Origin of the sequence: Marinomonas posidonica IVIA-Po-181 (genome assembly GCF_000214215.1) — a bacterium.
GTDB lineage: Bacteria > Pseudomonadota > Gammaproteobacteria > Pseudomonadales > Marinomonadaceae > Marinomonas > Marinomonas posidonica.
In genome coordinates this window covers 1,579,986-1,597,999 of sequence record NC_015559.1, presented here as the reverse complement: position 1 = coordinate 1,597,999, position 18,014 = coordinate 1,579,986, and the positions used below count along the sequence as shown (strand labels likewise).

Below are 18,014 nucleotides of genomic sequence, written 5' to 3'. Positions count from 1 at the left end.
TCAACAAAGGCGTTGATCTTCGCTGGATACATGAGATAGCTCAAACAATTTACCAGAGCAAATCTTCCTTTGAAAAGTGACGTCTCATCTAACAAACGTTAGCGAGCACCATAGTTCTGATTTCGTTCAAAGGCCACTTTAATGTTTTCCACCGCTATGTCGAAAGCAAGCTTTGGCGGCATATCGTTCAAGATATCACTTATGGCTTTTTTATAACTAGAAGAGATCACTGCATAGGCGGGTGTTTCAGGTCTCAATATTGAAAAACGTTTAGAAAAATCAAACAACATACGCCAACGTCCTTCTTCTGAATAACTGTCTGTTAGTTCTAGAGCATTAGCATTTGTCGGAAAAATACCGATGACTTTAGACACAGCAGCCTGCTCTTCCGCCGTCATTAAAAAAGTCAGTAAATCTTTTGCGGCTTCAGGGTAAGAACATGACTCGGTCATCGCCCAATGCCATGAGCCACCGCCGATCCTAGCGCCATGACCAAAATCTGGAACGGGTAGTACCGCTAAATCTTCTTTGAATCGATTATAATAGGAAGTTAAAGACCATGAGCCACCGTATTGAATACCAATGTCACCATTAACAAAGCCATTATCGTTTTGTGGATAGGCATTAATATACTTATCTTGCACTAAGCTTTGTATCCATAAACCAAACTGTATTGCTTCTGGGGAGTTCAGAACGCCTTCGACAGTCATAAAGTCACTACGATCGATAAGATCAGCCCCCCACGAAAGCATCAAAGGCGCCCAAGCATAAGGAATCCATTCCGTCACGTCTTGAGCTCTCATGTCCAATGGGTATTGGTAATCCCCTGTTGCTTTGACGGCATCTAACACTGCCATAAATTCTGTTTTATTCCATGGCCTATCTATGGTCGGGTAACGAACACTAATTTTTTCAAGAAGAGACTTAGTCGTAAAAAGGGCTAAAGCAACCTCTGCTCCTCCTACAGAGTAGACTCTGCCATTATAAACTCCCTTTCCTGTCGTATTTAAAGAAGCCAATACTTTATCATCCAACAATCCATCCAATGGATGAAGAAAACCTCTCCATGCAAAATTTGGAACAAGCGGTTGATCTATTGCTATAATACAAGGTAACAACTCTGCCTGAGCAGCCGCTCTTATAGACAAAGTGTAAGATGCTTCAGGAATAAGATCAGGCACCACACGCCACTTATTCTGGCTGTCATTAAAACGTTGAATGGCCGCCAATGAGTTCCTTACTACAGTTTCACTGGACATATGACGCCAAAGCGATATCTCCTGCGGTGCAGCCATTAACACATCGGAAAAAAAACTTAGCCCAACAAGCCACCATACCGGAAGTTTCATTATTGCCCCCTAAACATTACGTCTATTATTTATCCAAATAATGATTGGATTCATTCTCAGACTGAAATATTGCGATTGTTTCAGATAACGTTTCTATGGTTAAAGGGCGAGCAAAATAATAACCCTGAACTCGATTACAACCATAGCTCAATAGCTTTTGAAATTGCTCTTTTGTTTCAACACCTTCTGCAACGACTAATAAACCACATAAACGTCCAATCTCAATAATCATACGAACCAACATGTCACTTTGGTAAATCTCCAAAAATTTATTGATAAATGAGCGGTCTATCTTAATTTCAGTGAGTGGTAAGCTATTGATATAACTAAGTGAAGAATACCCTGTGCCAAAGTCGTCTAACGATAACGCAAAACCCAACTCTCTAAGTTTACTTAACAAGGGCTTTACGACGTCTAAGCGATGAATAAATATATTTTCGGTCAACTCTAAAGTAATACGTTTAGGATCAATACCAACATCATGGCAAATATCTAATATGATAGGGCCAAAATCGGGTTCAAGCAGTTGTACTGGGGAAATATTTACAGATAAATTAATCGCGTCCTCTTCATTTGAAGATAATGCACAAATATCTTCACATGCTCTTCTAAACACAAATAAGCCCAATTCGTGAATGCCTCCTGTTTCTTCCGCAATAGATACAAATTCATCAGGAAAAATATCGCCCAATGTTGGATGTTTCCAACGAATTAAGGCTTCGACACCAACCAGTTTTTTATCAATCGCTCTCATTTGCGGTTGATAATGTAGTGACAGTTGATCCTTTTCAATGGCATGAAGTAGCTCATTCTGGATGTTCATTTTTCGCTTAATTTGCTTACTGATACAGTTGCTGTAGAAAAGAAAGTCGCCTTTTTTATCCGCTTTAGACTTATACAGTACTGTATCGGCCTGACTGATTAAAGTTTCCGGATTCACACTGTCATCCGGACACATAGACACACCAATAGTACAGCTTACATTTAGTGTTCTACCCTCTATAATGACAGGCGAAAATAAAGCCTCATTTATTAATTTGACTTTTGCTTGTGCCTCAGCCTTGTTCTTTAAACTTGAAAAGCAGAAGACAAATTCATCACCACCAAATCGTGAAACACTGCTATGGAGGTCCATAAATGCCTTAAACCTTTCTGCCACAACTTCAAGCAATAAATCCCCTGCATAATGCCCATACAGATCGTTAACATTCTTAAAATTATCCAAGTCAACAAACATGATGGCTAGTTTTTCGCCTTTCCGGTTCGATAATTGAATTTTCTCTTCGATGTCTCGAAGCATAAGAATACGGTTGGGCAGACCCGTTAACGCATCATGTAGCGCCATATATTCCATTTTATTTTTGGTATTATTGAGCTCAGTAAAATCGGCTTTTATCTTACTTTGGAAAATGCCAAAACGCCTTGCAATCAAGTTGCCCACATACAAGGAAGAGAATGTCAGTAAAACCATTGAGATAATCGTGAGATAAACCAATCGAATTAAGCTTTGATTATTTAATTCAATCAATTGCTCTTCTTTTTCTCGTATGTGTTTTTCAAACGTTTGAGCACTAAAGCCCGTGCCAATAATCCAATTCCACTCTTTTATTTCTTTGACGTAGCTCACTTGCTCTAATGATGCATTACCACTTAACGTAAGTGGCTTTGAAAAACGAACGTATCCACCACCATTTTTGACTTGAGTCGAGATGTTTTTCATCAACTCATGGTCGAGCTTGCTCCCGACCGATAGATTTAAACCTAAGAAATCGTTTCTATGATGTGCTAATAAAGTCCCATTACGCTGAATAACAAAAAAATAACCATTATCTCCATATTCATATCCTGAGAACCATTTTAACAATGACGTTTTCACCCCCTCTTCAAAGTCAGTAAGATACTCACCAGTACCAATAGACCAGTTATAAGGCTCAAATTTCTTTAGGTATCCGACTTTTTCCGTCTCTTGGTCATCTATAGAATCTGGTTTTTTATAATGCCATTTCAGCGGGCCCTCATTTCTTTCACCTGTCAACTTCAGCATTTTACGCGTAATAAAATGGCCTCTACTGTTCTGTAAATTCCAAGCATTCTTGCCTTCTAGGCTAGGATGGGCACTGTTCATAATAACGGTGCCATCATTAGCAATAATGAAAAAATAACCTCGACCATCAAAGAAGCGAATCGGCCTAAGAGCTTCAACAATAAGTTTACTGACCTCGGCTTTCGGCTTCCCTAGATTTTGAGCATAAATATGATTAGCGATTCCGAATGCTTCATAAACACGTTGTTTAGAAAGGTCTTTCAGCTCGCTTTCTGATTGAGACTTCTCAAGCAAAACTTGCTTATAAACTTGATGAACCTGAGACCGAATTGAGTCTTTACGCTGAAGAATAAGCTCTTCTCGTAAGTTTTGGATACTTAGCTCGGCTTGATCACGGTTATCCTTAATTGCGATCAGGTTTACGGCTAATGCAAATACAAATACAACCACTACTGGGGCGTACCGAATCAAATTTAATAATTGCTTGTTATCAAGTAATGACATTACAGCCCACCCATTATGCGATCACAAACCCCGTACTGGCATTTGAATATTTATATAGTATAGACAGATAGTTGCGATATTTTAAGAGAAGGCAATAGAAGGACAAGGAATAAGTGGATAGCATTCATCATCACCCTGCGAGCAATGTTGACTCCTTATCAGAAGACAAAAGCTAAAGGAATGTGTTAGATAGATGAGCTTTCCGCAAAAAGGGGGTAATTAAAAATAGAACCACTGGAGAAAGAGTATCTAAAGAGAGGATAAAAAAAACAAAATCATGGTGGGTGTGGAGAGGTTCGAACTCCCGACATTCGCCTTGTAAGGGCGACGCTCTCCCAACTGAGCTACACACCCATCGTAGTTTTACATCTTTGAGGAAGATGTGGAGTTAAGAACTCCCGGTATCTATGCGCCTTGTCAGGACAACTCCCAACTGAGCTACACACCCGTTGCAATTATAGATCTGACAATCGGAGTTATAAACTCACGCAATCAATGCGTCTTATAAGGACAAAATCCAAACTAAACGACACATCCATCTTAATTTTATATCTTGAGGAAAAATGGCGGAACGGACGGGACTCGAACCCGCGACCCCCTGCGTGACAGGCAGGTATTCTAACCAACTGAACTACCGCTCCATTGTCATAGATTGTTTAACCACTTTCCTATTAAGTGGTGGGTGTGGAGAGGTTCGAACTCCCGACATTCGCCTTGTAAGGGCGACGCTCTCCCAACTGAGCTACACACCCATCGTAGTTTTACATCTTTGAGGAAGATGAGGAGTTAATAACTCCCGGTATCTATGCGCCTTGTCAGGACAATTCCCAACTGAGCGACACACCCATCGTAATGATGGTATTACTTACCAACTTACCTTATCAAAAGTAAGTGGCGGAACGGACGGGACTCGAACCCGCGACCCCCTGCGTGACAGGCAGGTATTCTAACCAACTGAACTACCGCTCCATTGTCATAGGTTGTTTAACCACTTTCCTATTAAGTGGTGGGTGTGGAGAGGTTCGAACTCCCGACATTCGCCTTGTAAGGGCGACGCTCTCCCAACTGAGCTACACACCCATCGTAGTTTTACATCTTTGAGGAAGATGAGGAGTTAAGAACTCCCAGTATCTATGCGCCTTGTCAGGACAATTCCCAACTGAACCACACATCCATCGTAATGATGGTATTACTTACCAACTTACCCTATCAAAAGTAAGTGGCGGAACGGACGGGACTCGAACCCGCGACCCCCTGCGTGACAGGCAGGTATTCTAACCAACTGAACTACCGCTCCATTGTCATAGATTGTTTAACCACTTTCCTATTAAGTGGTGGGTGTGGAGAGGTTCGAACTCCCGACATTCGCCTTGTAAGGGCGACGCTCTCCCAACTGAGCTACACACCCATCGTAGTTTTACATCTTTGAGGAAGATGAGGAGTTAATAACTCCCGGTATCTATGCGCCTTGTCAGGACAATTCCCAACTGAGCGACACACCCATCGTAATGATGGTATTACTTACCAACTTACCTTATCAAAAGTAAGTGGCGGAACGGACGGGACTCGAACCCGCGACCCCCTGCGTGACAGGCAGGTATTCTAACCAACTGAACTACCGCTCCATTGTCATAGGTTGTTTAACCACTTTCCTATTAAGTGGTGGGTGTGGAGAGGTTCGAACTCCCGACATTCGCCTTGTAAGGGCGACGCTCTCCCAACTGAGCTACACACCCATCGTAGTTTTACATCTTTGAGGAAGATGAGGAGTTAAGAACTCCCAGTATCTATGCGCCTTGTCAGGACAATTCCCAACTGAACCACACATCCATCGTAATGATGGTATTACTTACCAACTTACCCTATCAAAAGTAAGTGGCGGAACGGACGGGACTCGAACCCGCGACCCCCTGCGTGACAGGCAGGTATTCTAACCAACTGAACTACCGCTCCATTGTCATAGATTGTTTAACCACTTTCCTATTAAGTGGTGGGTGTGGAGAGGTTCGAACTCCCGACATTCGCCTTGTAAGGGCGACGCTCTCCCAACTGAGCTACACACCCAATTCATTTAACCTTAAACCGATACTTTTAAAGAAAGCATGGTGCCGCCACCAAGAGTCGAACTCGGGACCCTCTGATTACAAGTCAGATGCTCTACCAACTGAGCTATAGCGGCTAAACGCTAAATCAAATTGTGTATTACTAACTTTTAATAAGTAGTAATGGTGCCGCCACCAAGAGTCGAACTCGGGACCCTCTGATTACAAGTCAGATGCTCTACCAACTGAGCTATAGCGGCTTATCTTACGCAGTTCACTTTTATCTTCACTTAAATCATTAAATGGTGCCGCCACCAAGAGTCGAACTCGGGACCCTCTGATTACAAGTCAGATGCTCTACCAACTGAGCTATAGCGGCCAAATAAAAGCAAAATCGTTTTTCATCCCTCACCTCAGGTGAGAAACTTTGACCAAGAAATGGTGCCGCCACCAAGAGTCGAACTCGGGACCCTCTGATTACAAGTCAGATGCTCTACCAACTGAGCTATAGCGGCTAAAACAAATTCTTGGTCGGGACGGCAGGATTTGAACCTGCGACCACTAGCACCCCATGCTAGTGCGCTACCAGGCTGCGCTACGCCCCGATGCAAACAACAACTCTGTCGTTGTCAGCGGGTGCGTATATTACTATAACGAATTGAAAAGGGAAGACTTTTATCATTTTTTTTTCAATTTAGTCTGGCGAGTTCTAAAACGGAGAATAATCGATTAAGCATTGATCTAAATATCATTATTTCACCTAAAACCATGAAATTTTATCGACTTTGTCCGCTCATAATTCTGTTCTAAAGTTTTCGAATCCCAAAACAACAAAAAGCCACCCTAAGGTGGCTTTCATCATAAACAACAGATCACTCTTGCATGTAGTCTTCAACTTTAGACTTAAGCTTCTGCCCTGGCCTAAAGGTCACCACAGTACGAGCCGTGATAGGAATCTCTTCCCCTGTTTTCGGGTTTCGACCTGGTCGCTGACTTTTCTCACGAACTTCAAAATTTCCAAAGCCCGACAGTTTAACTTGTTCTCTTTCTACAAGTGAGCTTCGTACCACATCGAAAAAACCTTCAACCAAATCTTTTGCATCTTTTTTACTAAGACCAATTGAATCGACTAAGTTTTCAGCTAAATCTGCCTTCGTCAACGATCCCATAAATCTACCCCCTTACAACGGCTCCCAATTGTTCGGACAGTGCTTTCACAGTCTGTTCGACAGAGTTGTTTACTTCTTCATCACTAAGAGTGTGTGAAGGATGCTGCCACGTCAAGCCCAAAGCGACACTTTTTTGCGATTCATCAATACCTTGCCCCTGATAAACATCAAAAACCAAGACTCCTTTGAAGGCATCACCAGCGGATTCCACGATGACTTTTTCCAGCTCACTAACCGGCACCGCGCGATCAACCAACAAGGCCAAATCACGACGCACCTCAGGAAAACGAGACACAGCTTTGTATTCAGGTAACCTTGCATTCAATACCGCTTCCAAGGCAATATCAAACACATAAAGCGTTTGGTTCGCCCCTAGGGATTTGGCTAACTGAGGGTGTAACTCCCCCATCATGCCAACAAATTGACCGTCCAAATACACATCAGCAGAACGCCCAGGGTGCAAAAATTCACACTCAGAGCGCTGATACGTTGGCTGACCACCGTTATTGACCTCAAACAGAGCTTCCACATGCGATTTCAAATCATAAAAATCGACTTTTTCATTGTTGTGATACCAAGCTTCTGGATGACGGCTACCCGCAATCAAACCTGAAATTTGTAACTGTTGATCCAACTCATCTAGCGCTTCAACCGTACCGATAAAACGACGCCCCGTTTCAAACAAACGCACTCGAGACTGCTGACGGTTCTGATTGTACAAATACGCTTTCACCAGACCAGGAATCAAGCTTGGACGCATGACCCCCATATCCGCAGAGATCGGATTTTCTAACGGAACGGGTTCGATTTCAGGCAAAAATTGCTTACTCAAGCTCGGATCAATAAAGCTGTACGTCACCGCCTCTTGATAGCCACGAGCGACCAAGGTAGAACGCAAAGATTGAATCGGCGTTTTGGATTCACTCAATGGCGTAAAGTTAACCGCAGCCGTTGGCATGGACGAAGGCAGATTATCGTATCCGTAAATACGAGCAACCTCTTCGATCAAGTCCGCCTCAATGGCAATATCGAATCGATGAGAAGGCGCTTTCGTCACCCAAGCCTGATCCGTTACTTCCACCATATCCAGACCAAGACGAGTTAAGATATCCGTCACCAAATCTTTATCCAAAGACACTGCAAGATATTGATCCAACTTTTGACGACGTAAAGTGACTTCTGCAGCAACTGGCAAAGCACTTTCATTTACCGCCTGTGTCATTGGACCCACTTGACCGCCAGCAATCTCCAACACTAACTGGGTCGCACGCTCAATGGCTTTCTCTTGCAACGATGCATCAACACCACGCTCGAAACGATGCGAAGAATCCGTGTGTAAGCCATAAGAACGCGCTTTACCAGCAAGGGCTAACGGTGTGAAAAAAGCACTCTCTAAGAAGATATCTTGTGTTTGCTCGTTTACACCAGAACCTTCCCCCCCCATCACGCCGGCAATAGCCAGCGGCGCTTGCTCATCTGCAATCACCATGGTGTCTTCGCGTAAGCTAACCTCTTGACCATCCAGCAGTACGATTTTCTCGCCCGCTTCAGCCATACGCACAACCACTGAGCTGTTTAAATTCGCCAAGTCAAACGCGTGCATTGGCTGACCCAATTCCAACATCACGTAATTAGTAATGTCGACAATAGGATCAATGGAACGAATACCACTGCGACGCAGTTTTTCTGTCATCCACAATGGTGTTTCTGCCGTGACGTTAACACCGCGAATAACACGCCCAAGGTAACGAGGACATGCTTCTGTAGCATCGACTTTCACCGGGAAAGTATCAGTGATGGTCACCTCTGCCACTTCAATCGCAACAGATGTAAGGTCGACTTTGTTCAACACGCCAACTTCGCGCGCCAAACCTGCAACACTTAAGCAGTCACTGCGGTTCGGTGTCAGATCAACATCAATGATCTGATCATCTAGACCAAGAAAAGCACGGAAATCTTCACCTGCTTTAGCGCTTAGCGGTAACTCCATAATGCCATCGTTATCTTCACTCACACCCAATTCAGAGGCGGAACACAACATGCCAAACGACTCAACCTGACGCAGCTTCGCTTTTTTGATTTTAAAATCCGCACCCAATACCGCACCAATTTTGGCAAACGGAATCTTGATACCTGGGCGCGCATTCGGTGCACCACATACTACCTGGAACTCTTCAGAACCATCCGATACACGGCACACTTGCAATTTGTCGGCATTAGGGTGCGGCTCAGCGGCCAATATTTCACCCACAACAACGCCACTGAACGACTCCGCAGCAGGAATTACTTCGTCTACTTCCAAGCCGGCCATGGTAATTTGAGCAACCAAATCATCGCTACTGATGTTTGGATTGACCCACTCTCTTAGCCAATTCTCACTAACTTTCATATAAACATCCTAGGTCGACTGATTACTTAAACTGCTTGAGGAAACGTAAGTCGTTTTCAAAGAACATACGCAAGTCATCTACCTTGTAACGCAGCATGGCAAAACGCTCAACACCCATACCAAAAGCAAATCCAGTGTATTTTTCCGGATCAATACCTGACATTTCCAATACTTTTGGATGCACCATGCCACAACCTAACACCTCCAACCAAGACTCTTCGCCCTTGCTGTTGGTACGCATGATGTCCACTTCGATGGACGGTTCTGTAAATGGGAAATAGCTTGGTCGAAAACGCACTTTTAAATCGTCTTCGAAAAACACATTCAAAAACTCATGAAGAATACCTTTCAAATCAGCGAAAGAAATATTCTCATCAATCAACAAGCCTTCCACTTGATGGAACATAGGCGTGTGAGTTTGGTCAGAATCGCAACGATAAACACGACCCGGACAAATAATTCGGATAGGCGGCTGAGACGTTTCCATAGTACGTACCTGAACAGGCGAGGTATGGGTTCTCAGGACCGTATTAGGGTTAAAATAGAAAGTATCCTGCATCGCACGCGCTGGATGGTGCGCCGGAATATTCAACGCTTCGAAGTTATGATAATCATCTTCGATTTCTGGCCCCGCAGCCACATCAAAACCTATGCCCCGAAAGAAAGTTTCAATACGATCCATGGTTCTCGTAACAGGGTGCAAACCACCAACATCATCGCCTTTACCAGACAAAGAGATGTCAATTGTTTCAGTGGCTAACTTTGCATTCAAGGCGGCTTTGGCAAGATCACCTTTACGAGCATTTAGCTTTTCTTGAACTTGTCCTTTTGCTTCATTCACCAATTGACCAAATTTAGGTCGATCTTCGGCTGAAACATTACCAAGTTGTTTTAACAAAGCGGTCAGTGCGCCTTTTTTACCCAGATAATGTACACGCACATCATCTAACGCGGACTCACTTTCAGATGCTTCTACTGCGCTTAGCGCATCAGCAAGAATCTGCTTTAGGTTCTCCATCATACACTCCAAAAAATAAAATAGGGGAAGAGCGCTTGCTCTTCCCCTATCAAAGACTGCATTGGATAACTCGTTCTATTAAGATACTCTCTTTCAAGATCGAATCACCCTAAGGCTACGTCAGAATTAAGCCAAGCTTGCTTTCGCTTTTTCAACGATCGCTGCAAAAACTTCTTTCTCGTACACAGCTAGATCAGCCAAAACTTTACGGTCGATTTCAATTGTGGCTTTCTTAAGACCAGCAATGAAACGGCTGTAAGACAAACCATTTAGACGAGCCGCTGCGTTGATACGAGCAATCCACAATGCGCGGAATTGACGCTTACGCTGACGACGGTCACGGTATTGGTATTGACCAGCTTTGATGACAGCTTGTTTAGCTACACGAAATACACGGCTACGTGCACCGTAGTAACCTTTAGCTTGCTTTAAAATCTTCTTGTGACGGCGACGAGCCTGAACACCACGTTTTACGCGAGGCATAATATAAACCCTTTACTAATAATTAATGACTAAAAATGAAACTTAAACGTATGGCAACATGCGTACAATTAACGCTTTGTCGCTTTGTGCAACTTGGTTCAAAGAACGAAGATGACGTTTACGCTTAGTCGATTTCTTAGTCAAAATGTGACTAGTATGAGACTGCTTATGCTTAAAACCATTCGCGGTACGTTTGAAGCGCTTAGCTGCGCCACTGTGTGACTTAATTTTGGACATGATAAAACCACTCTCGCATTCGTTAATGTTAGTGTAATTTCTAGCTGGCTAACCTAAATAGGCTAGCCAATGAAATCACTTCTTCTTTTTGGGGCCTAGCACCATAGTCAATTGACGACCTTCCATTTTCGCAGCTTGCTCTACTGCACCATATTCCTCTAAGTCTTGAGCGACTCGATTCATAAGCTGCATACCAAGCTCCTGATGGGCCATTTCACGACCGCGGTATCTTAGTGATACTTTGGCCTTATCCCCGCCTTCAAGGAAACGTATCAGGTTGCGGAGTTTTACCTGATAATCCCCTTCCTCCGTCCCTGGACGGAATTTCATTTCTTTAACCTGGATTTGCTTCGCATTCTTTTTCTGAGCAGCTTTGGCTTTCTTCTGCTCAAAAATATGCTTACCGTAATCCATAATTTTACAAACAACTGGATCTGAGTCAGCAATTTGCACTAAGTCAAGGCTCGCTTCTTGAGCTGCTTTAAGCGCCTCTTCAATCGATACAACACCAATTTGTTCACCATCAGCTGCGATTAGACGCACTTCGGTTGCTCGAATGTTCTCGTTGATTTGAGGACGCTGCTTGCTAGCGGCACGTCCACGATTCATATTACCTTTTATAGCTCTATCTCCACTTCTTGTTTACGGCTACGGCGAGCAACTTCTTTTTGAAGCAAATCTTCAAAATCAGAAATACTCATTACTCCAAGATCTTCACCTGTACGTGTTCGAACAGCGACTTGTTGATTTTCAACTTCTTTGTCACCGATAACGATCATGTAAGGCACTCGTTGAAGAGTATGCTCGCGAATTTTAAACCCGATCTTCTCGTTTCTCAAGTCAAGTTTTGCTCTAAAGCCATTTGAATTCAATCTTTTTTCCAAATCTGAGCAATAATCAGCTTGGCGATCGGTGATATTCATGATCACTACTTGCTCAGGGGCTAACCAAACAGGGAAAGCACCTTCGTTTTCTTCAATCAAAATCCCAATAAAACGCTCTAATGATCCAACAATGGCACGATGCAACATCACTGGCGTTTGGCGCGAACCATCCTCAGCAACATATTGCGCGTTCAATCGTGTTGGCATAGAGAAATCAACTTGGATGGTACCACACTGCCAAACTCGACCAATGGCATCCTTCAAAGAGAATTCGATTTTAGGACCATAGAAAGCCCCCTCACCTGGCAACTCTTCCCACGCCAAGTTAGCCGAATCCAAAGCATCGGCTAAGGCTTTCTCAGCTTTATCCCACACTTCGTCCGAACCCACTCGCTGCTCTGGTCGAGTCGACAAACGATAAATAATATTATCAAAACCAAAGTCCGCATAAACTTCATGCAACAGATCGATAAATTCAGATACTTCTTGTTGAATTTGACCTTCAGTAACAAAAATGTGGCCGTCATCTTGCACAAAATTACGTACACGCATAATGCCATGCAACGCACCCGACGGCTCATTACGGTGACAAGAACCAAACTCTGCCATCCGGAAAGGCAAATCACGGTAGCTCTTAAGGCCTTGATTATACACCTGAATATGGCATGGGCAGTTCATTGGTTTAACCGCATAATCGCGATTTTCTGAGTGCGTTGTAAACATGTTTTCATGATACTTGCCCCAGTGACCTGACTTCTCCCACAACACTCTATCCACGATCTGAGGTGTTTTAACTTCTTGATAATTATTATCAAGTTGCTTCTGACGCATATATTGCTCAACAACCTGATACAAGCTCCAACCTTTCGGATGCCAGAACACCATACCTGGCGCTTCTTCTTGCACATGAAAAAGATCAAGTCGTTTACCCAATTTACGGTGATCGCGTTTTTCCGCTTCTTCAATTCGAGTCAAATAGGCTTTTAATTCTTTCTTATCATTCCACGCTGTGCCATAGATACGCTGTAATTGCTCGTTGTTAGAGTCACCGCGCCAGTATGCACCTGCTAACTTCATCAGTTTAAAATGACGTAATACACGGGTATTCGGAACATGTGGTCCACGACACATATCCATGTATTCTTCGTGATGATACAAGCCCACTTCTTTTACTGAATCGTCCATATCATCGATCAAAGCGACTTTATAAGACTCTCCACGATCTACAAACTGTTGACGTGCTTCAGTAATCGGCGTCATCTTCTTAACAACGTCGTAGTCGTTTTTAACCAATTCAGCCATGCGTTTTTCAATGGCCGCAAGGTCATCTGGTGTAAAAGGACGTTCATAAGCGATATCGTAATAGAAGCCTTCATCAATGACCGGACCAATCGCCATTTCAGCGGTAGGATAAAGCTGCTTGACGGCATGCCCAACCAAGTGAGCAAAAGAGTGGCGAATGATCTCGACGCCTTCGGCATCTTTACCAGTCACAATGCTAAGATTTACATCGTCAGTGATGAGTTCACAAGCATCAACAAGTTGATCATTGATACGACCAGCAACGGTGGCTTTCGCAAGACCAGGACCTATGTCCTCAGCCACTTGCATCACAGTTACGGAATCAGAAAAAGAACGTTGGCTGCCATCAGGCAAAGTAATTACAGGCATTTTTTTCCCCTATCGGAGTCAGTGGTGCTCCATACCAAAGAGCACATGGAAATTTCAGCGCTTAACCTACCATTTTTCTGACGCCCTTGCGACCTTAATTTAGCAATTACGCAAAAGGTGTGAATTCTTTGAGGTAGAAAAAAATCAAGTGCTTTTTCTCACCTTCAGCCATAGACATTCTCAACACAGTGGGTAAAATTGCCATCCGTTTCACACACTTCATGAACCAAGGCGTTATGGATCTCAATATTCTTGACAACTACTGCATTGATACCACTCAAGCAGAACCAGACCTATTATTAGAATTAGTTGAAAAGACTTATTCTGATATGGGCTACCCGAATAAATTGTCAGGAAAGACCATTGGCCGCACTTTGAAGCTATTGGCAAAAATAGCGCAGCCAAAACGTGCTCTAGAAATAGGCATGTTTACAGGCTATTCTGCCCTATCCATTGCGGAAGGTATGCCTGAACAAGGTAAGCTTATCTGCTGTGAAACCAATCCAAGAGCCATTGAATTTGCTCAATCCTTTTTTGCTCGTAGCGAGTACGGACACAAAATCGAAGCGGTTTTTGGCCCAGCACTCGAGACGATCGAATCCTTAGACGGTGAATTTGACTTTGTCTTTATCGATGCCGATAAACGCAATTACCTTAACTACTATCAAGCGGTAGTACCTTTGGTAAAATCAGGCGGATTAATCATCATTGATAATTCTCTTTGGCAAGGCCGAGTTTTAGACCCGCAAGAAAACAGTGACATCGCCGTAAATGACTTGAACCGTTTTATCGCTCAAGACGCACGCGTCGAAAATGTCCATCTAAATGTTCGAGACGGACTTAATATCGTCGTCAAACACTAACACTATATTCTTTAACAACCTCAATCACCCTTTCTCAGCAAAAGGTGAATAGAGGTTATTTGCTATTTAAAAAAGACAAGCTAAGAGGCTGCAATTTTGGTTGTTTTTAAAATCACGAATAACATTTCAGGAAAACACTACATAGGCACATCTTTCAATAGCGGTTTTCAGCGCTTTGAACAATATGTAGAAGCAACAAACGAAGGTCTAGACTTTCCACTCTACAACGACATACGAGAACATGGTATGGAAGCCTTCACGGTTGAAGAGTTATTTGAGACAACAGATAAACAGGAACTTTACGAGCTAGAGACGGATTACATCACCATCTACAATGGTGAAAGCTTACGTGGCTACAAGATCGCTCAAACCGCTGAGAAATCCCTTAATGTCAACTTTGGTAAAAAAGCCATGTTTGACGCCAATGGCGTTTCAACAGCCGAGCCTGTGAAAAAACCAAGAAAAACGGCCGCAAAAAAGACCATTGAACTGCCGAAAAAAGCCATTGAACCCACACCCACTGCAAAGTCTTTTTTCGGCGAGCTTATTGGTGAGGACAGACTAGATAAACCTGTGGAACCAATTAAAGAAACTAAAAAAACATCTTCTCGCACACGCAGCAAAGCCAGCATTCAAAAAATGCTCAACGAAGCAGAGCGCGCCGCAAAAAAAGAACGAGAAGAAAAGCTAAAGATCCAACAGCAAGCGGAAGCAGGTGAAATGGCCAGCATCATGGCTAAAATCGACATCACCTCTAAATCCGCCTCTTCGGCTTTCAGAAAACGCAAAGGCTAATCAATCTAGATCAAGCACAAACAAAAAAAAGACCAGCCTCAAGCTGGTCTTTTTTTTGTTTTGGAAGAAGAGAGGTAAAAATACTAAAACATCAAGCCCGAGCTTTTTTCAACGTTTCAGAAATCATGAAAGCCAACTCTAAAGACTGATCCGCATTCAAACGTGGATCACAATGCGTATGATATCGATCTGCTAAATCAGCTTCCGTTACTTGAAATGCACCACCAACACACTCAGTCACATTTTGCCCCGTCATTTCAAAATGCACACCACCGGCGTAAGTACCTTCAGCATTGTGCACTTGGAAGAATTGCTGAACCTCTTTTAGCACATCATCAACATGACGTGTTTTGTAGCCTGTAGATGCCTTGACGGTATTGCCATGCATTGGATCACAACTCCAAACCACCTTCTTACCTTCACGCTCCACCGCACGAATCAAGGCAGGCATTCCATCTTCTACTTTATCCGCCCCCATACGAACAATCACATTTAAGCGACCCGCTTCGTTATTAGGGTTTAAAACATCGCATAGGCGCACCAAATCTTCTGGGTCCATAGAAGGGCCCGCTTTAACGCCGATTGGGTTTTGTACGCCACGCAAAAATTCAACATGCGCACCATCCAATTGGCGCGTACGATCACCAATCCATAACATGTGAGCCGAGCAGTCATACCACTCACCCGTCATACTATCTTGGCGTGTTAACGCCTCTTCATATGGCAACAATAACGCCTCATGGGACGTGTAGAATTCGGTTTCGGTCAATTGCGCTAAGCCTGGCCCAATGCCGCACGCCTCCATAAATTGCAACGCATCATCAATTTTATCTGCCACGCCCTGAAAACGACTGCCCGCCGGACTGGCATTCAAGAAATCCAAGTTCCATTTATGCACCTGATGCAAATCTGCAAAACCACCTTGAGCAAAGGCGCGCAACAAGTTCATAGTCGACGAGCTTTGATTGTAAACCTGAATCAGACGCTCCGGATCTGGCACACGCGCTTTTTCAGTAAATTCAATACCATTAATGATGTCACCACGGTAACTTGGTAACTCAATCTCACCAACAGTTTCGGTACCGGCTGACCTTGGCTTAGCAAATTGACCAGCCATTCGACCCACTTTAACAACGGGACATTTTCCGGCGTAGGTCAACACCACCGCCATTTGCAACATAACTTTAAACGTATCGCGAATATTATTAGCATGGAATTCAGCAAAGCTTTCGGCACAGTCTCCGCCCTGCAACAAAAAAGACTGACGGTTAGCCACTTTCGCTAACGCCCCCTTCAGCTGACGTGCTTCACCTGCAAAAACAAGAGGAGGCATTTTTCCCAAAGTACTTTCAACTCGAGCCAAATGCTCAGCACTTGGATAAATCGGCTGTTGAAGGGCCGATTTATTTCTCCAACTTGTTAACTCCCAGTCTTTCATAACTATATACAACCTTATTTTAATATTCGCTTTTAGTTAAATGTTAGCGGGCGACTACCCACAATATTTCAGCATCCTTTGCTGACAAAGAGGTAACCGCGTGCCCCATAGTGGCGTCATAATACACGCTATCCCCTTCTTTTAATTCAATTGGTTCATAGAGCTCAGAGAAAAAATTAACTTTACCCTGCAGCACTAACAAGAACTCTTCACCATCATGACGCACCCACTCCTTAAACTCAGCAAAGGCTCTGGCCCTTACTCGTGTTTTAAAAGGCACCATTTTTTTGCGACTAATGGAAAAATTTAGCAACTCATGTTCATAAGTGGCTGTAGGATGAGGCTCTCCTTTTCCTTTGCGCGTAATATCGCGTCGCCCTGCAATGGATTGATCACTGGCCTCAACAAACAGCTGAGGTAAATCCATTTCTAACCCATTAATGAGCTTTTGCACTATGGTAAAACTAGGAGAAACTTGGTCATTCTCAATCTTTGACAAAGTAGATCGAGCAATTCCTGTTCGTTTTCCCACTTCTTCGAGAGTCCAACCCTTTGCCAAACGAATTTTTTTGACTCGCTTACCCAATTCCAAAGGCTCAACAAAACGATCTGGGTCAGACGCTGTAGCAGTTTCTAATGACGGACGACTTACCATAAAAAATCAATACTAGCCTTTAACCAAAGGAGCCATAGACGGCGCGCAACGAGACAAATCAAAACCTTTTGCGGACACTTCAGCAACAAGATCACTATAATTTCGTCCCTTGCCATTTTCTAACAGCACCCACAAAACAGAAGAACGGGTACCGGTACGACAAAATGCAAGCGTCTTCTTTGACTCTGATAAAACGTTACCCTGTAGATCAACATGAGACTGAGCCAATTTAGGCAGTTCAATTGGGTTCCATGCATACTCAAAGCCCATTGCTTCAGCCGCTTCTTTAAGCGACTGGGCGGACGGCTGATCTTCTGCCTCACCATCCGGTCGATTATTAACAATCAAGCTAAAACCTTGCGCTTTTAACGCCGCTAAGTCTTCCACCGAAATCTGCGGCGTTACGAAATAATGGTCATCTAATTGTACTGGCACTGTCATGATCTAATTCCTATTGAAAATGGATAAATACT

The 18,014-nt window shown here is 43.5% G+C and carries 14 protein-coding genes and 16 tRNA genes; 2 read left to right on the top strand and 28 right to left on the bottom strand.

Annotated elements, in window-relative coordinates; genetic code table 11:
• Positions 1–98: 98 nt before the first annotated feature.
• The 25 genes from MAR181_RS07560 to thrS form a co-directional block, all read right to left on the bottom strand.
• Positions 99–1,349: an ABC transporter substrate-binding protein gene (locus MAR181_RS07560; protein ID WP_013795999.1), complete on the bottom strand. Its 1,251-nt coding sequence runs from the start codon at positions 1,347–1,349 to the stop codon at positions 99–101.
• A 25-nt stretch (positions 1,350–1,374) separates the two neighbouring features.
• Entirely contained in the window at positions 1,375–3,897 is a 2,523-nt protein-coding gene (locus tag MAR181_RS07555; RefSeq protein ID WP_013795998.1) for a bifunctional diguanylate cyclase/phosphodiesterase, read from the bottom strand.
• Positions 3,898–4,175: 278 nt separating this feature from the next.
• Positions 4,176–4,251, bottom strand: a tRNA-Val gene (locus tag MAR181_RS07550).
• A 210-nt stretch (positions 4,252–4,461) separates the two neighbouring features.
• Positions 4,462–4,538: transfer RNA gene (locus tag MAR181_RS07545), tRNA-Asp, on the bottom strand.
• 35 nt (positions 4,539–4,573) lie between these two features.
• Positions 4,574–4,649, bottom strand: a tRNA-Val gene (locus MAR181_RS07540).
• Between the two features lie 140 nt (positions 4,650–4,789).
• Positions 4,790–4,866, bottom strand: a tRNA-Asp gene (locus MAR181_RS07535).
• A 35-nt stretch (positions 4,867–4,901) separates the two neighbouring features.
• Positions 4,902–4,977: transfer RNA gene (locus MAR181_RS07530), tRNA-Val, on the bottom strand.
• 140 nt (positions 4,978–5,117) lie between these two features.
• Positions 5,118–5,194: transfer RNA gene (locus MAR181_RS07525), tRNA-Asp, on the bottom strand.
• Positions 5,195–5,229: 35 nt separating this feature from the next.
• A tRNA-Val gene (locus MAR181_RS07520) sits at positions 5,230–5,305 on the bottom strand.
• A 140-nt stretch (positions 5,306–5,445) separates the two neighbouring features.
• Positions 5,446–5,522 (bottom strand) — tRNA-Asp (locus MAR181_RS07515).
• Positions 5,523–5,557: 35 nt separating this feature from the next.
• A tRNA-Val gene (locus MAR181_RS07510) sits at positions 5,558–5,633 on the bottom strand.
• 140 nt (positions 5,634–5,773) lie between these two features.
• A tRNA-Asp gene (locus MAR181_RS07505) sits at positions 5,774–5,850 on the bottom strand.
• Between the two features lie 35 nt (positions 5,851–5,885).
• Positions 5,886–5,961: transfer RNA gene (locus MAR181_RS07500), tRNA-Val, on the bottom strand.
• A 39-nt stretch (positions 5,962–6,000) separates the two neighbouring features.
• Positions 6,001–6,076 (bottom strand) — tRNA-Thr (locus MAR181_RS07495).
• Positions 6,077–6,123: 47 nt separating this feature from the next.
• A tRNA-Thr gene (locus MAR181_RS07490) sits at positions 6,124–6,199 on the bottom strand.
• 43 nt (positions 6,200–6,242) lie between these two features.
• Positions 6,243–6,318, bottom strand: a tRNA-Thr gene (locus MAR181_RS07485).
• A gap of 60 nt (positions 6,319–6,378) precedes the next feature.
• Positions 6,379–6,454: transfer RNA gene (locus MAR181_RS07480), tRNA-Thr, on the bottom strand.
• A 13-nt stretch (positions 6,455–6,467) separates the two neighbouring features.
• Positions 6,468–6,544 (bottom strand) — tRNA-Pro (locus MAR181_RS07475).
• Between the two features lie 267 nt (positions 6,545–6,811).
• Positions 6,812–7,108: an integration host factor subunit alpha gene (locus MAR181_RS07470; RefSeq protein ID WP_013795997.1), complete on the bottom strand. Its 297-nt coding sequence runs from the start codon at positions 7,106–7,108 to the stop codon at positions 6,812–6,814.
• A 4-nt stretch (positions 7,109–7,112) separates the two neighbouring features.
• Positions 7,113–9,497: a phenylalanine--tRNA ligase subunit beta gene (gene pheT / locus MAR181_RS07465; protein ID WP_013795996.1), complete on the bottom strand. Its 2,385-nt coding sequence runs from the start codon at positions 9,495–9,497 to the stop codon at positions 7,113–7,115.
• A gap of 22 nt (positions 9,498–9,519) precedes the next feature.
• Positions 9,520–10,515: a phenylalanine--tRNA ligase subunit alpha gene (gene pheS / locus MAR181_RS07460; RefSeq protein WP_013795995.1), complete on the bottom strand. Its 996-nt coding sequence runs from the start codon at positions 10,513–10,515 to the stop codon at positions 9,520–9,522.
• A 126-nt stretch (positions 10,516–10,641) separates the two neighbouring features.
• On the bottom strand, positions 10,642–10,998 hold the full coding sequence (rplT, locus tag MAR181_RS07455) for a 50S ribosomal protein L20 (RefSeq protein WP_013795994.1): 357 nt from the start codon (positions 10,996–10,998) through the stop codon (positions 10,642–10,644).
• 42 nt (positions 10,999–11,040) lie between these two features.
• Positions 11,041–11,235 carry a 50S ribosomal protein L35 gene (gene rpmI / locus MAR181_RS07450; protein ID WP_013795993.1) on the bottom strand — a complete coding sequence of 65 codons (195 nt, stop codon included), beginning with the start codon at positions 11,233–11,235 and terminating at the stop codon, positions 11,041–11,043.
• 75 nt (positions 11,236–11,310) lie between these two features.
• Positions 11,311–11,844, bottom strand: a complete 534-nt coding sequence (infC, locus tag MAR181_RS07445) for a translation initiation factor IF-3 (RefSeq protein ID WP_013795992.1) — start codon at positions 11,842–11,844, stop codon at positions 11,311–11,313.
• Between the two features lie 8 nt (positions 11,845–11,852).
• A complete protein-coding gene (gene thrS / locus MAR181_RS07440; protein ID WP_013795991.1) occupies positions 11,853–13,790 on the bottom strand; it encodes a threonine--tRNA ligase in 1,938 nt (645 codons plus the stop codon).
• Positions 13,791–14,026: 236 nt separating this feature from the next.
• On the opposite strand from thrS, the gene MAR181_RS07435 reads away from it, so the two are divergent.
• Complete coding sequence (locus MAR181_RS07435; protein ID WP_041651242.1) at positions 14,027–14,653, top strand: O-methyltransferase; 627 nt, start codon at positions 14,027–14,029, stop codon at positions 14,651–14,653.
• Positions 14,654–14,749: 96 nt separating this feature from the next.
• On the top strand, positions 14,750–15,448 hold the full coding sequence (locus tag MAR181_RS07430; RefSeq protein WP_013795989.1) for a GIY-YIG nuclease family protein: 699 nt from the start codon (positions 14,750–14,752) through the stop codon (positions 15,446–15,448).
• A 91-nt stretch (positions 15,449–15,539) separates the two neighbouring features.
• On the opposite strand, the gene MAR181_RS07425 is transcribed toward MAR181_RS07430, so the two are convergent.
• Genes MAR181_RS07425 through MAR181_RS07415 form a run of 3 tightly spaced genes read right to left on the bottom strand, consistent with a single transcriptional unit; the run spans position 15,540 to position 17,982 of the window.
• Positions 15,540–16,886 (bottom strand): class II 3-deoxy-7-phosphoheptulonate synthase, encoded by a 1,347-nt coding sequence (locus MAR181_RS07425; RefSeq protein WP_013795988.1) that lies wholly within the window; start codon positions 16,884–16,886, stop codon positions 15,540–15,542.
• A gap of 43 nt (positions 16,887–16,929) precedes the next feature.
• Positions 16,930–17,541, bottom strand: coding sequence for a helix-turn-helix domain-containing protein (locus tag MAR181_RS07420; protein ID WP_013795987.1), 612 nt, complete (start codon positions 17,539–17,541; stop codon positions 16,930–16,932).
• 12 nt (positions 17,542–17,553) lie between these two features.
• Complete coding sequence (locus MAR181_RS07415; RefSeq protein WP_013795986.1) at positions 17,554–17,982, bottom strand: protein tyrosine phosphatase family protein; 429 nt, start codon at positions 17,980–17,982, stop codon at positions 17,554–17,556.
• Between the last annotated feature and the right edge of the window lie 32 nt (positions 17,983–18,014).

What these genes read in the sequence shown, in the direction of transcription:
- MAR181_RS07420 (WP_013795987.1), bottom strand. Translation starts at nt 17,541, where the DNA reads ATGGTAAGTCGTCCGTCATTAGAAACTGCTACAGCGTCTGACCCAGAT.
- MAR181_RS07435 (WP_041651242.1), top strand. Translation starts at nt 14,027, where the DNA reads ATGGATCTCAATATTCTTGACAACTACTGCATTGATACCACTCAAGCA.
- MAR181_RS07425 (WP_013795988.1), bottom strand. Translation starts at nt 16,886, where the DNA reads ATGAAAGACTGGGAGTTAACAAGTTGGAGAAATAAATCGGCCCTTCAA.
- MAR181_RS07470 (WP_013795997.1), bottom strand. Translation starts at nt 7,108, where the DNA reads ATGGGATCGTTGACGAAGGCAGATTTAGCTGAAAACTTAGTCGATTCA.
- pheS (WP_013795995.1), bottom strand. Translation starts at nt 10,515, where the DNA reads ATGGAGAACCTAAAGCAGATTCTTGCTGATGCGCTAAGCGCAGTAGAA.
- pheT (WP_013795996.1), bottom strand. Translation starts at nt 9,497, where the DNA reads ATGAAAGTTAGTGAGAATTGGCTAAGAGAGTGGGTCAATCCAAACATC.
- rplT (WP_013795994.1), bottom strand. Translation starts at nt 10,998, where the DNA reads ATGCCTCGCGTAAAACGTGGTGTTCAGGCTCGTCGCCGTCACAAGAAG.
- thrS (WP_013795991.1), bottom strand. Translation starts at nt 13,790, where the DNA reads ATGCCTGTAATTACTTTGCCTGATGGCAGCCAACGTTCTTTTTCTGAT.
- MAR181_RS07555 (WP_013795998.1), bottom strand. Translation starts at nt 3,897, where the DNA reads ATGTCATTACTTGATAACAAGCAATTATTAAATTTGATTCGGTACGCC.
- rpmI (WP_013795993.1), bottom strand. Translation starts at nt 11,235, where the DNA reads ATGTCCAAAATTAAGTCACACAGTGGCGCAGCTAAGCGCTTCAAACGT.
- MAR181_RS07415 (WP_013795986.1), bottom strand. Translation starts at nt 17,982, where the DNA reads ATGACAGTGCCAGTACAATTAGATGACCATTATTTCGTAACGCCGCAG.
- infC (WP_013795992.1), bottom strand. Translation starts at nt 11,844, where the DNA reads ATGAATCGTGGACGTGCCGCTAGCAAGCAGCGTCCTCAAATCAACGAG.
- MAR181_RS07560 (WP_013795999.1), bottom strand. Translation starts at nt 1,349, where the DNA reads ATGAAACTTCCGGTATGGTGGCTTGTTGGGCTAAGTTTTTTTTCCGAT.